General features: G+C 46.2%; 15 protein-coding genes. 6 read left to right on the plus strand and 9 right to left on the minus strand.

The annotated features are described in order from the left end of the window. The 8 genes from J7J62_05470 to J7J62_05505 form a co-directional block, all read right to left on the minus strand. Window positions 1-1,730 (minus strand): hypothetical protein (locus J7J62_05470; protein MCD6124602.1); only part of this gene is annotated, 1,730 nt, incomplete at its 3' end. 16 nt (window positions 1,731-1,746) lie between these two features. Beyond that, window positions 1,747-2,544: a hypothetical protein gene (locus J7J62_05475; protein MCD6124603.1), complete on the minus strand. Its 798-nt coding sequence runs from the start codon at window positions 2,542-2,544 to the stop codon at window positions 1,747-1,749. Next, entirely contained in the window at window positions 2,541-3,392 is an 852-nt protein-coding gene (locus tag J7J62_05480; GenBank protein ID MCD6124604.1) for a 4Fe-4S binding protein, read from the minus strand. Before J7J62_05480 ends, J7J62_05475 begins: the two co-directional genes overlap by 4 nt. A gap of 69 nt (window positions 3,393-3,461) precedes the next feature. Further along, entirely contained in the window at window positions 3,462-3,632 is a 171-nt protein-coding gene (locus tag J7J62_05485; GenBank protein MCD6124605.1) for a hypothetical protein, read from the minus strand. Next, window positions 3,592-3,912, minus strand: a complete 321-nt coding sequence (locus tag J7J62_05490) for an integration host factor subunit beta (GenBank protein ID MCD6124606.1) — start codon at window positions 3,910-3,912, stop codon at window positions 3,592-3,594. Before J7J62_05490 ends, J7J62_05485 begins: the two co-directional genes overlap by 41 nt. 143 nt (window positions 3,913-4,055) lie before the next feature. Beyond that, complete coding sequence (locus J7J62_05495) at window positions 4,056-4,898, minus strand: PHP domain-containing protein (GenBank protein MCD6124607.1); 843 nt, start codon at window positions 4,896-4,898, stop codon at window positions 4,056-4,058. Between the two features lie 39 nt (window positions 4,899-4,937). Further along, complete coding sequence (locus tag J7J62_05500) at window positions 4,938-5,567, minus strand: cyclodeaminase/cyclohydrolase family protein (protein ID MCD6124608.1); 630 nt, start codon at window positions 5,565-5,567, stop codon at window positions 4,938-4,940. Between the two features lie 90 nt (window positions 5,568-5,657). Further along, window positions 5,658-6,848 (minus strand): T9SS type A sorting domain-containing protein, encoded by a 1,191-nt coding sequence (locus J7J62_05505; protein MCD6124609.1) that lies wholly within the window; start codon window positions 6,846-6,848, stop codon window positions 5,658-5,660. Window positions 6,849-7,048: 200 nt separating this feature from the next. Between J7J62_05505 and J7J62_05510 the strand changes: the two genes are divergently transcribed. From J7J62_05510 to mltG, 3 genes are read left to right on the plus strand one after another with little or no spacing between them, the layout of a single operon-like run. Then, window positions 7,049-7,912 carry a deoxyribonuclease IV gene (locus J7J62_05510; GenBank protein MCD6124610.1) on the plus strand — a complete coding sequence of 288 codons (864 nt, stop codon included), beginning with the start codon at window positions 7,049-7,051 and terminating at the stop codon, window positions 7,910-7,912. 11 nt (window positions 7,913-7,923) lie between these two features. Continuing rightward, window positions 7,924-8,370, plus strand: a complete 447-nt coding sequence (ruvX, locus tag J7J62_05515) for a Holliday junction resolvase RuvX (protein ID MCD6124611.1) — start codon at window positions 7,924-7,926, stop codon at window positions 8,368-8,370. Further along, window positions 8,354-9,385, plus strand: coding sequence for an endolytic transglycosylase MltG (mltG, locus tag J7J62_05520; protein ID MCD6124612.1), 1,032 nt, complete (start codon window positions 8,354-8,356; stop codon window positions 9,383-9,385). Before ruvX ends, mltG begins: the two co-directional genes overlap by 17 nt. 67 nt (window positions 9,386-9,452) lie before the next feature. Here mltG and J7J62_05525 read toward each other — a convergent pair whose 3' ends face one another. Further along, window positions 9,453-9,962 carry a thioredoxin fold domain-containing protein gene (locus J7J62_05525; GenBank protein ID MCD6124613.1) on the minus strand — a complete coding sequence of 170 codons (510 nt, stop codon included), beginning with the start codon at window positions 9,960-9,962 and terminating at the stop codon, window positions 9,453-9,455. Between the two features lie 171 nt (window positions 9,963-10,133). On the opposite strand from J7J62_05525, the gene ribD reads away from it, so the two are divergent. The 3 genes from ribD to dprA all read left to right on the plus strand — a co-directional run. Further along, entirely contained in the window at window positions 10,134-11,219 is a 1,086-nt protein-coding gene (gene ribD, locus J7J62_05530; GenBank protein MCD6124614.1) for a bifunctional diaminohydroxyphosphoribosylaminopyrimidine deaminase/5-amino-6-(5-phosphoribosylamino)uracil reductase RibD, read from the plus strand. 7 nt (window positions 11,220-11,226) lie between these two features. Further along, window positions 11,227-12,231 carry a GTPase ObgE gene (gene obgE, locus J7J62_05535; protein ID MCD6124615.1) on the plus strand — a complete coding sequence of 335 codons (1,005 nt, stop codon included), beginning with the start codon at window positions 11,227-11,229 and terminating at the stop codon, window positions 12,229-12,231. Then, on the plus strand, window positions 12,221-13,265 hold a 1,045-nt coding region (dprA, locus tag J7J62_05540; GenBank protein MCD6124616.1), incomplete at its 3' end, for a DNA-processing protein DprA. The genes obgE and dprA, both read left to right, overlap by 11 nt.

Raw genomic sequence — 13,265 nt, forward strand, 5'->3', positions numbered from 1 at the left:
TCGCTTTCCTTTATTCCAGTTGCGGTGTCGAACCAGCTTATTATTCGTTGCATTAAAAGTTTTCTTATGGAAAATGTGTCTATGGCTTCGTAGCCGAACGCAAGATACACGAGACCGTATGTTCCTTTGTATCGCAGTCCTGCGCAATCTCTTGTGGAAGAGCCATAAAATAGTATCGGTTGAGCGCCGCCAACAGGCGTTATAACATCGGCATATCGGGCGTTGTTAGCGCCGTCTCCATCGTCGATGCTGAAAAGCAGGGCGTCGCCTATGGGGTCAGCTGGCATGCCAAATACCCTGTGGCTCGCAGCGGAATCGCGAAGCTCGGAGCGCCGTGAGCTGGCATGGAGAAAGTTTGTGAAAAAGCCCGGGTCCGTGTCACGCATGTCCAAAACGAGGTCCCAGCCTATGTCGTTGCCGGTGATAAACAGGTTGCCACCGTTGTTAAGATACATTCTTAGCACCGCTCTGTCGTCGCGGTCGAGAGTGTTTTGGGAGTGGTGTCCGGTGAACCATATCGCGATGTCGAACTTTGATAGTGTGTCATATCCTAAAGGTCCCCAGTTTCGGTTGTAGTAGTAAAATTGTTCCCCAATGCTTTCGAGAGCAGTAATGTAGTATCGCTCGAATTCGTATTTGACATCGTCGTCGATAAGTATAACATGGTCGCCAGTCGTTACTGACAGGTTGAACTCGAAGGAGTCGTCGGTAAATACCGATGTAAGGTTTATAATGCCTTTTCCAGTGCCTTTCTGCGTGGGATTCGTCCTGAAGATGACCCAGACCGTATCTGCGGAACTCGTGCCCAGAAACACCGATTGGGAATCATCAAAGCATCCTATTCGAGTGCACGCGCGTATATCCCAGCCTGCGGGAGCCTCGCTTGAGAATTTTAACTTCAGCGTATCAGGATATCGACCATAGTTTATGCCATAAACGATCAATGTTTCTGTATTCCCGAGGTCAGTTATTTTTGAGCTTGTGCCTGCTATTTTTGCGGCGAACATGTGTGACGGCAACGGCAACGGCGCGTGAGCAGCCTGAATAACTTCTCGTGTGGTCAGTGCGATTGTGTCTACCACTATCGCAAGCTCACAGTTCCAAGGCAACCAATCGTAGCTGCGTGTGTAGTGATAGGCCAGCCGCAGGGTATCTCCAACAGAACTTGGCATTATAAGGTCGCCAATGTAGTGTGGCAGAACATCGCGAACGACCCAGTTGTATTCCGGTGAGGTGGCTCCTTCCGCTGAAATGTGGTTCTCCAGTATGAAGATGAACAATCTTATAAATCGTCCAATGAACATAGGGTCGTCTATGGTGAAACCGATGTAAAGCGAGTCGTCATCCGAATCGATAAGCCACACTTTAACCGGTGTTGAGTCGTGGCGCGCTATGGAAGCACGAAGGCTGTCGAAAAGCCCTGTAGTCGGGAATACTGAGTAGTAGCCCTGAAAACGACCCCAAGGTGCATTCTGCCATGTCGAGTCGCCGAAAAGAACTAACTGCAGATATTGGTATACACCCGGAGAACCATACATTGGCCATGTAATAAAGTTGAGCAGCACGCTCGAGTCATAAAGAGCGGGGTATTCTCTGTTAACGAAGTTGTTAACTATGCCGGAGGATGTTCCCGACATTTTTACCCCCACCTCTGCCAGCGGCACTTTTTCGAAGGCGAACGTTGCCCCAACCAGAGCAAGAATAAACAATGCTGTAGCAATCTTTCTCATGTTCTCCTCCGTGGTTCTATTGGCTGATGTCGATAGCTTTAGCGGCCAAAACGATTTTATCCATGTTCTGCATTATAACTAATACCGTATGAGAACTGGTTTGGCAACCTATTATTTCATCGGGCAAGGGAAAAGAGTAACGAAAGTCGTGGGTTTTATTTTTCTGGATGGCAACGAATTCGCCAGCTTCAGCAGGCATTATCGATACCGCCACAAAGTGGAACTCCTTCTGACCGCTTATCCCCGGGGCTTCGTCAAATTTTGCCACCCTCCGCGTTAGCATTGCGTAAAGCTGCCCCTGTAGGCTGCTGTCAGCGGTGATACTGCCCGATACTATAATGCTGTCCTGGGTTAACTGATATTCAATATCTATTGATGCGGGCTTTGTTAGCAGTTTTTGTTCTTTTATTTCTGTGATCATTGCTTCGGAGTTTTTGAATACAGCACTATCAAGTTGATGTCCGTCGAGGAAGACTTGGGGCAGTTCGCCAACGACACCGTAAAAAGATTGGCGTGCTTGCTGTATTTCAGGGTTTTTGCGGTAAAATGGGTCGTCCGCGGGAATGGCGGGGTGATACTCTATAATTATCGGGCGTTTGCCGTCGTCGTGATTGTCGAAGTATTCTTGGACTGAATCCATAACGCATGCTACCTCAGCGCAAAGTGAGCACTGAACATTGGAGAAAAATTCTATTATAACATCGAAATAGTCGCTCTGTGGTTTCTGTGGCGCGACATTCTCCTTCCCACACCCTGATAAGAACATGATTACTAAAGTAAGAAGCGGCATTATTTTTAATGAGTGTTTCTTCATATTTTATCGCTTAATGCTGGTTTGGGATTTTCCTCTGGTGCAAACACGGTTGTGAATTTCACTGCATTTTCAGGGCATGTTGTGCACAGTCCACATCTTATACAATCCGTTGAGTTGGGATTTCGGAATACCTCTATATCGACGGGACAAACCAATTTGCAGTAACCACAGAGGGTGCACTTGTGATGGTCGACCGTAAGCCTTAGTATGCTCACGCTGTTGAAAAGTGAAAGAAGCGCTCCGACCGGGCATACATACCTGCAAAAGGGTCTTTTCGTGAATATGAAAGCCGTGATGAAAAATACGAGTATGGCTATTTTGGTCCAGTATAGAGTGTGAGCGAGCGGTCTTAATTCGGGATTAAGCAACATTTGAGGGATGCCAGCTTCGAGAGCTCCCTGAGGGCAGATTTTGCAGAAAACCGTGTCCGAAATTATCATGGGCAGAAGCAGAACGCCAAGAACAAGGAAAATGTATTTAGTGAAAGTGTATTTGCTGGGTAATTTTACTTTCGGAGTTTTTATTTTGTAAAGCAGGTCTTGGAGGAATCCGAACGGGCAAACCCAACCGCAGAATAGTCTTCCCACTGCTGCGCCGAAAATCGCTATAACGCCGAAAATGTAGAAAGGAAAGGTCTTTATTACTGAGAAGTGTTGCAGGGCGCCGGCGGGACAGCTCGTCAAAGCTGAAGGACAGGCATAACAATTAAGAATCGGTAAAATTACTGCTTTCGCTTTTCCGCTGTAAAGGTGAGGCTTGTTAAAAAAACCTCTTAAATATGCGTTAGGCAAAATTACGCCTAAAATCTGTGAAAAAACTCTAAATCTTAATATGCCTCTAAGACGCATCAGCTACCCTTCTTCGATACATACGATAGCTGTATTCTCGTGTGCACCACCTCCTTTTTGTTTTACCAATCAACCTATACCAATACACCCAAGGCACAATATCGATCCATTATTTATAACCTCAACCACATCCCCAAGTATGAATCCTGCCACAACGAGCACGATTCCGAGCGCCACAAGCAGTATTACCGTGGTCGGACTACCTTTCCTTGATGGACTTTTCTTTTCTCTTGAGCTCATCCGGGGTGATCCTGATCATCTTTTTAAACTCGTTTGAGGGCTTGAATGTAGGCACTACTCTTTCCCCGATTCTTACAGTAGCGCCAGAACGCGGATTCCGTGCCACTCGAGCACGCCTTACCTTTAGCTTGAATGTGCCAAACCTACGAATCTCTATATTATTACCCTCAGACATCACCTCCTTTATGGTGTCCAGCAGAGTGTCACATATTACATGAACATCTGACTTTGTAAAACCCGTCCGTTCTGCAACTATTTCTACGAGATCTGCTTTGGTCATAGATACTCCTCTGCATTAAGATTTCCTCTATTGATGACTCCCTTAAATGAAAAAAGCAACCTATCTTATTGAATGTCAAGTAATTTCTAAAATGGAATCTGGAGATGAAATGTTTTATTGCAGTTAATGCTGGAATAATGAAATCATGTGTTTGCCTTCGCTAATTGGTGTCTTTTGACTAAATCCTCATATACCCAGTAAGGCACCTTAAACACACCAAGCAAAGGTTCGCCTCGCACCGTTCCGTGACAGTCGGAGCCGCCTGTTATGGCAAGGTCGTGCTTGCGGGCGATTTCAATAAGCTTTTTCGTGGTTATCTCGTTGTGAAATGGGTAAAAAGCCTCTATCCCATCTATCCCTTCATTTATTATTTCGTTTATACTTTCCATACAGCCCTGTGTAACGCCGCAGTGGGCGATGACTGCAAGTCCATGCGCTTGGTGGATTGTGTCTATAGCCTCACGGGGTGTGGGTGCCCACCGTGGCACATATGCTGGTTTGCCTATGCCGAGATAACGCTCGAAAGCCTCGTGCACGCTTGAGACATGACCGAGTTTTATCATTGCCAAGGCTACATGGGGTCTTCCGATTGAGTCCACATCTTTAGCCATTGATAGAACGAGTTCGGGGTCAACGGGTTTACCGAGCTCGGTAAGTTTGGCGCAGATTTTTTTTATCCTTTCCCTCCTTGCGAGCTGCATCCGTTTTATGAGTTCACCGAGCTTTTTTGATTCAATGTCCACAAAGTATCCGAGGATGTGCATTCTTCCACTGCAACTGCTGGTGGATATTTCTATTCCTCTTATGAACTCGATCCCCGCTTCGTGAGCGAGTTTTTCGCCTTCGGCGACACATGCCACAGTATCGTGGTCAGTTATCGCTATAGCAGATAGTTCATAGGATTTCGCCCGTTTGACTATTTGAGCGGGTGTATAGCTCCCGTCGGAGCACAGCGAATGGATGTGAAGGTCAACATATTTTTTCATTTATTTTGGTTATGGAAAAGGTTTATCGTGGTGGTAAAATTAGCTGTAAATCTTTCTTTCCACTATCTCGAGGCATTCCTCCAGGACACCATCTATCTCGGCGAGTATGTCGTCGCATTTTTTTGCTATTTTGTCGGTGAATTCGGCATCCTCGATGCTCGCAAGGTTGATGTCCACATTTATTTTTGCGGCTTTTATGGCTGCGTCGGCAAGGATTGCCGCTACTCCCGCGTCCGAGATGGCGTTTTTAGAGCCACATTCGGCTACCTCTCTCGCAAGAAGAAGAGTATCCTTTGAGAGTTCCATGGTTTTGAGAGGAACGAGAGCAGCTTTCTGGAGAGCGTGTTGAATGGCTTCGTGGCGAAGCACTTTGTCCTCCTCGGTCTCTTGCGGCATTTTTGCAGCGTGAATAACATCGTTGAAGGCGTCCGCATCCTTATCGACGAGTTTGGAAAGCTCATCGCGCAGGTTCTCGGACTTTTCCACAATGCCTTTTATCCTCTCCTCGACATCTGCATACTCCTTATTGCCTGTTGTAAGATTGCAGACCATAGATATAAGCGCAGCAGCCATAGCACCGGTTACCGCGGAAACGCTCCCACCTCCAGGAACGCTGGCTTTTGATGAGAGCTCGCGAAGAAAGTCATCTAATCTTAGTTCCAAAAGCATTACAATTCCCTCCGATGATTTTCCTAATATAACATTTTCCGTTCTTTGGCAACAGTTTTTTTGTTATAAGAGCATTTTATACGAGTATTTTTATTTAAGATAAATCGCCTTAACGACGAAGATTCCGTTATTCGTTATTGCTCTAATGAAGTATGTGCCGGATGGTAGTCCCTTGGGGTGCCAAAGGATGTGTTTTCCTGTCGGCGCCAGTTGACCAACTACTTTTCCTGAGCCATCGATTATGTCGAGCCTGGTGCATTCGTCGGGTACATTTATCCACAACGCTTTGTTGAAGGGATTTGGGAACACCCTTAAAGATAGCTGTTGCTTTTTCGGGATAGTTTTCTCTTCAATTTTCATGGTATCGAGCCTTTCGACCGTTGCTATCACACCTGAAGGGTAATCGGCTGCTATGAAAGCGAATTTTAGCGTTTCAGGTTTGTCGGGGACTATTCGAGGAACATGAACCACCACTCCTATTCCCACATCGCCTGCCGCATTATCCAGCCACGGTGGGCACGGCGGGGAGGTACAGTATGTGCTTCCTTCCCAGAATCGCCCGCTCATAAGTTTCACAAGTGAGTCGATATTTCTTCCATGCTCGAACCAGTCGATAGTATTAACGAGAAAGCAGCTATCACAATGACTTAGCCATGCGAACCCTGCTGAACGCGGATTTATAGTGTCCGCGCGGACTCCCGCGGCAAGATGCCCCGGAACAGTAAAAACCTGATCGTTGTCGTAATCGAAGTCGGGGACATCAAAGTCGAACATGACCAGAATGTTTCCATCCTCAAGTGTTTCGGGTGTGCTTATGATCCATTTAACTATTATAAAGCTGTCAAGTCCGGTGCTCGACTCAACCCACTGGTCTATTCTCAAACCTATAGCGTCTATACCAAAAGCATAGTGGGATTTAGCCATGGCAAGAGTTGAATCTATGGTGGTATCCGAGCTATCAGGGGATATTATCGTATCGTAGTTCCATATTTCTTCAAGCTCGAGCGGCTGGAACTGCGTGAAATTTGATGTATAGAGCACTCCATCGTCGTTGGCGCGTCCGTAGTATGGTGTAACCCAGCCCCCGAACTTTATCGCGATAAAACTACGCCACAAAAGGTCGTAGCTGTCGTAGCCCGAATATCTGAACTCAACGAAGTTCCCATATGCATAGTCGTCAACTCTCAGCTGAACTACACCGGTATTGTGAACATATCTTGTCGCTGAGCCAATATTAAAAATTAGCAACAGTATGAATGCTATTTTGACAAAGTATTTCATGGTGAAAATAATTAATCAACTATTTCGAAGCCCGCAACCTATTTGTTATTGCCTGAAGCGGCTATGTCGAGCTTAGAACTTAAGCAAGGTTGCAAAATTAAATCCGAGTAAGTGAAATAGCAAATGATTTTTTGAGAAATGATTTATTGTCCGTCGTTTGGTAACCGATTAAATTTATATGAACGAAAAAGGAGTTAAACATGCAACTTATAGGTGCTCACATGTCGATAGCCGGCGGTGTTGATAAGGCAATCGATCGGGGGGAAGAGCTGGGCTGCACGGCGATCCAGATTTTTGTCAAACAAGCTCGTAAGCTTTTCGACAGACCCATAAAAGACGAGACAGTTAAGCTGTGGCACGAGAAGGTTGAGAAATCTAAGGTGGTAAGGGCAATAATTGCTCACACTGGATATCTTATTAATCTTGCCTCGCCCGACGACGAAATGTGGGAGAAGTACATTCAGGCTATGGCAGATGAGATGAATAGATGTGATAGGCTTGGAATCGAGAACATAGTCATGCATCCCGGTACTCCCAAGGGCAAGTCAGAGGACTGGGGAATAAAGCGCATAGCACAAGCCGTGGACATAATTTACGACAAATACGGTCCCTCAGTTAATATAGCGCTTGAAACAACTGCAGGACAGGGACAAAGCCTTGGCTGGAAATTTGAACACATAAGGGACATTATAGCGCAATCAAAGCACAGGGAAAAGCTACGCGTGGTGTTCGACACATGCCATGTTTTCGCTGCAGGATACGACTTCACTACCAAGGAAAAATATGAGAAAGTGTGGGAAGAGTTCGACAAAATTATAGGACTCAAGCTACTTGTTGGTATCCATGTTAACGATTCCAAGCATCCGCTGGGTTCCAGAAAAGATCGCCACGAGCACATTGGAAGAGGATTAATAGGGATTGAGCCATTCAAATTCCTTATGCAGGACGAAAGGTTCGAGGAGTTGCCCAAAGTTCTTGAAACACCCAAGGAAAACGATTGGGATGTTAAGAATCTTAAGCTTTTGTGGGAGCTTTCGGGGCAGCAACCGCCTGTAAAACTTTAAGGTTGGCGGGCATGAAGAGAATAATGAGCATAGATTACGGTACTAAATGGGTTGGCATAGCGATAACTGATGCTGAGCGAAAAGTAGCGTTACCTTTCGATGTATTGGAGTATCGTGGGGAAGATGAACTTGTGGAATGGCTCGAAAAATTTGTTTCTGAGTGGGATGTCGAAACTGTAGTTTTGGGGTTGCCCATTCATCTTTCTGGTGATGAGTCGCGAATGAGCCAGCGAGTTCGCACGATTGCTGACAAAATAAAAAAGCGCATCAGCGTTAGTGTCGATTTATGGGACGAAAGACTAACCTCAAAAGAGGCGGCTCGTGTTATAAGTGAGCTTGGCAAAAAAAGCAAAGATTACGAGAAAGTGCTGAATAAAATTTCGGCTACACTGATTCTTCAAAGTTACCTTGAGGCGAAAAGGGGACGAGAGAGGAATTACGATGAACGAGAGGTCTAAAGATTTGATCGCTATTCTTTTGCTTCTGGTTTTTGGGGCTTTAGTATGGTGGTTTTTGTATCTGGTTTTTGCCGAAAGTTCATCAAAGCCGTTTGATAAACCCGTCATAGTCGAGATACCACATGGTGCTACATCCAGAGCGGTAGCGCATATTCTTGCCGAAAGTGGTGTTTTGCTTCGCCCCAATCTTTTCGTCCTTATAGCGAAAGTCGCGGGTTTTGAAAGCAAACTTAGAGCAGGTTATTTCAGGTTTAAGTATCGCCCAAGCGTGTGGCGATGTTTGCAAATGCTAACGAGGGGAGGAAGCTTCGATGTTAAGATAACAATTCCTGAAGGGTTTACTATATATGAGATAGCCGGTCTTGTGCGGCGTGAGCTCGGTGTGGATTCCGTAAGTTTTCTTCAAGCGTGTCGGGATACCGCAATTCTCAGGAAATATAGTATTGATGCACCTTCGATGGAAGGTTTTTTGTTTCCGGAGACATATCTTGTGCCCAAGGGCATAAGTTCTGAAAGTCTTATCGCGATTTTTCACCATGAATTTCGTCGTCGCTGGCGGCCGGAATGGAGTGCGAGAGCAGAATCGCTTGGACTAACATTGGAGCAGGTTGTTACCCTTGCGTCGATAATAGAAGCTGAGGCTCATGTAAAAGACGAACAGGGCGTTATCTCAAGCGTATATCACAACAGATTAAAGCGCGGGATGCCGCTTCAGGCAGACCCAACGGCAGCCTATGGACTGGCGAAAATAAACGAACCAGTAACGCCAGAGGACCTGAGAAGTAAAACGCCTTACAACACATACATTTATTGTGGCTTGCCACCGGGGCCTATCTGTAACCCAGGTGAGGATGCTATTAAAGCCGCGCTCTATCCTGAATCGACCGATTACCTTTACTTTGTTTCGCGAATGGACGGGACACACATATTTTCAAAGACGCTTAAGGAGCACAACAAAGCAATAAATAGAGTTCGCAGGTTAATTAAAGTTAACAAAGCTAAGAACAAGATATAAAATTTCGACAAACGCAGAGCATATAAGCTTTTAAAATTTTTATAAACTATTTATTAAATGAGGCAGGTTATTGACTGCTTTTAAGTTTTTTCTCGCTTTCCACAAAATCCTTATAGGTCATGTCCTTATACCAGCCATCACCAATATATTTTAAAACGAGCTGGAAATCATTGTGATTGATAAAGCCGGGAAGCTTTGCTATTATACTATCTGCGTTTTGGAGAAATACGGTGGTAGGTGTTCCGCGAACAAGGAAAACTCGTCCAAGATACTTTTCCTTTAATGTTTTGGAGTGAAACCTGACAGTTTTATTTGAAGAAAGGTTTACTTTTGTCGGAACGAATTTTTCGTTTACAAGTTTTACTATATCCGGATTGGAAAGCGTTTTTCTGACGAACTTTCGGCACCATGCGCAGCCATTGCTGTAGATATACACCATCATTGGTTTTCCGTTGGCTCTGGAAAGGCTTTCAGCCTTGGAAATTGAAAGCCAGCCTATTGAGTTTTGTTTGGAATCCTCACCCCATAAAAGTGAAAAGGCGACCAGTACGAGCAGTGCTAACGCTATCTTTCTCATTGCTACTCCCCTATCGTTTGGGGAAATTAAAAACATAAAACTTAATTTTGTCAAGTAAAATAGTAAGGAAAAGTTTAGTTTCACATTTTATCGATGTTCAAGCTGGCTTTTGTTTGTGGTGATAGCTATTTTTTGGTAAATTTTAGCATGATGAATGCTGACGAGAAATTTATGAGATACGCATTGCGCCTTGGTCGACGAGGTTTAGGACGCACATCACCCAACCCGCCTGTAGGGGCTATTATCGTTATTGGCGATAGAATAGTAGGAAAAGGCTGGCACAGGCGATGTGGGCTTCCCCACGCTGAGATAGAGGCGATAAAGGATGCGGAGAGAAAGGGGATAACGGATTTTTCGGGCGCAACGATGTATGTTACGCTTGAGCCGTGCACTCATTATGGCAGGACTCCGCCGTGTGCTGAGGAGCTCGTCCGCCGCGGTTTCAAGCGTGTCGTGATAGGCACAACTGACCCCAATCCAGTAGTTAACGGGCGAGGAGTAAGTTTCCTGCGCAGTTCGGGAGTCGAGGTGGTAGTGGGTGTGCTTGAGCGGGAAGCGAAACGGCTTATAGAGCATTTCAGGACATTTATCACGCAAAAGCGAGCTTTTCTTGCGGTAAAGTGGGCGCAGTCGATAGATGGTAAAATAGCTTGCGAGGATGGTTCCTCACAGTGGATATCGTCTGATGCAGCTCGTAAATTTGCCCACAAACTTCGCGACACGCACGATGTAGTTATCGTGGGCGCGGGAACTGTTATGGCTGACAACCCACGACTGACGGTAAGATTGGTTAAGGGGCGGAATCCCGTTCGGCTGATAGTGGGGGGGAGAAGGAAGCTTAGTGCTTCCCTTGAGGTCTTCAACGACAATGCAGCGAGAACGATATTGGTGACGCCGAGTGAAGAGCCATTTTATGATGGCAAACCGAGAGGGGAAGTGGAAATATGGCGTTATGATGACTCTGGTGGAGAGTTGCCGCGATTAAGATGGATCTTAAGGAGGCTTGCAAGCGAGGGGTTGACCTCGGCATTGCTTGAAGGAGGCGCAAAACTTATTGGCGCCGCTTTTGAGGAGAAGGTTGCTGACAGGATTTATGCTATTGTTTCGCCGAAAATAATCGGAAGCTCAGGGATTAACTCTGTTGAGGCGCGTTTGGCCGCGACTATGGATGATGTATTGGGGCTTGACGATGTAACAGTGAAAAAGCTTGGAGAGGATGTGCTTATAACGGGCATTCCAAAATATAAGGTGAGGTAGGAGCGTTGTGTTTATAGATGAGGCGAAAATATATGTTAAAGCTGGCGATGGCGGGAGAGGGTGTGTGGCGTTTTTGCGGGAGAAATACAGACCTCGAGGTGGTCCTGCTGGCGGTAATGGCGGTAAAGGAGGTGATGTTATAATTCGAGTCAACCCCAAGATGAGAACACTTCTTGATTTTTACTACAGGCATCACTTTCGGGCAGAGAACGGACGACCGGGGCAGGGGAAGAATAAACATGGCAGGAACGGGAAAGACCTTATCATAGAAGTCCCGCCGGGGACTATGGTTTACGATGCTGAGACGGGGGAGCTAATATGTGACTTGATAGATGGTGAGTTTGTTGTTGCGAGGGGTGGCCGTGGTGGTAGGGGTAATGCTGCTTTTGCCACATCCACCAATCAGACGCCCGATTACGCTGAGCCCGGCGAACCTGGCGAGGAAAGAATGCTTAGGCTCGAGCTAAGGCTTATAGCTGATGTGGGACTCGTCGGGTTGCCCAATGCAGGTAAATCGACGCTTATATCGCGGTTAACGAAAGCTCGTCCCAAGATCGCTGATTATCCGTTTACCACTAAAGAGCCACTTTTAGGAATAGCTGAACTTGGAAGGGATAAAAGGCTCGTTATTGCTGATATTCCAGGGCTCATTGAGGGCGCTCATAAAGGCAGAGGAATGGGGATAAAATTTCTTAAACACATTGCCAGAACCAAAGTTTTGGTTTTCGTGATCGACATTAACGAAAAACCCGACAAAGCATTTCAGGATTTATTATCGGAGCTTGGGCACTTTGAGCAATCGCTTCCCAGAAAGCCGCGCATAATAGCCCTAAACAAGATTGATATTGCCAGTGAGAAGGCATTGGGGAGGAATTGGAAGGAGGTTTTCCCCGGAGAAAGGGTATTTTTGATAAGTGCGCTTGTCGGTCTGGGGCTTGACGAACTTCTTCAGGCAATGTTTGAACTGGTTGAGGAGGTTGATAAAAACGCAGGCGAGGGGGATGAACGCTAATGAGGTAAAAATAATCTTTGCGCTAAGCATGATAAAGGGACTTGGGGACACGAAACTTAGGAATTTGCTGTCCCAGTTTGGTTTGCCCTCAAAAGTTGTCGAGGCTGACTTGGAGCTTCTCGCTCAGGCTGTTGGCGATAAGTTGGCGTCTGAAATAAAAGAGCTGCGGGATTACGATAAGGCGTCGAAGTATTATGAAAATATAAAAAATTTAGGCGCTGAAGTCGTTATTTGGGGTCAAGCGGGCTATCCAAAAAGCCTTGTTGACATACCACATGCTCCGCCTTTTTTGACTGTGTTTGGTGCGCTTCAGGATATCGACGAGAGGGCTTTGGCTATCGTTGGCACCCGAAGGCCATCCCATGCGGGTGTGAAGGTGGCTCACGATATAGCGTATGAGCTTGCATCCGCTGGGATAACGATAGTAAGCGGGCTTGCAGTAGGAATAGATAGTGTGGCTCATCGGGCAGCACTTGAGGCTGGAGGAAGAACTATAGCTGTTCTTGGGTGTGGTATCGACATAGTGTATCCGCGGGAGCATAGGGACCTCGCGGAAAGGATTGCCAAAAACGGAGCCGTAATATCGGAATTTTTGCCGGGCACACCACCGGAAGCGTTCAACTTTCCCAAACGAAACAGGCTGATAAGCGGGCTTGCTATGGGTACGCTCGTAGTTGAGGCTGGCGCGAGAAGCGGAGCATTGATAACAGCAAAACATGCCAAAGCTCAGGGAAAGCCTGTGTTCGCGGTGCCGGGAACACCTGTAGCCGAAACCAGCGCAGGAACCAACGAGTTGATCAAAACTGGTGCAAAGCTTGTTACCTCAGCGAAGGACATTTTTGAGGCGCTGGGAATAAAGATAACCAAACCTGATGAGGTTTCGCGGGTTATGGGTGCTGCGCGTGGACTTAGTGAGGAAGAGAAAAGAGTTTTTAATGCCTTAACGGCGGAGCCTGTTCACATAGATGTTCTCGCAAAAAAGCTTGGAATTCCGACCTCAAGCCTTTTAACATTGTTGCTTCGCCTCGAACTTA

It is taken from the genome of bacterium (genome assembly GCA_021159335.1).
Taxonomy (GTDB): domain Bacteria; phylum UBP14; class UBA6098; order B30-G16; family B30-G16; genus JAGGRZ01.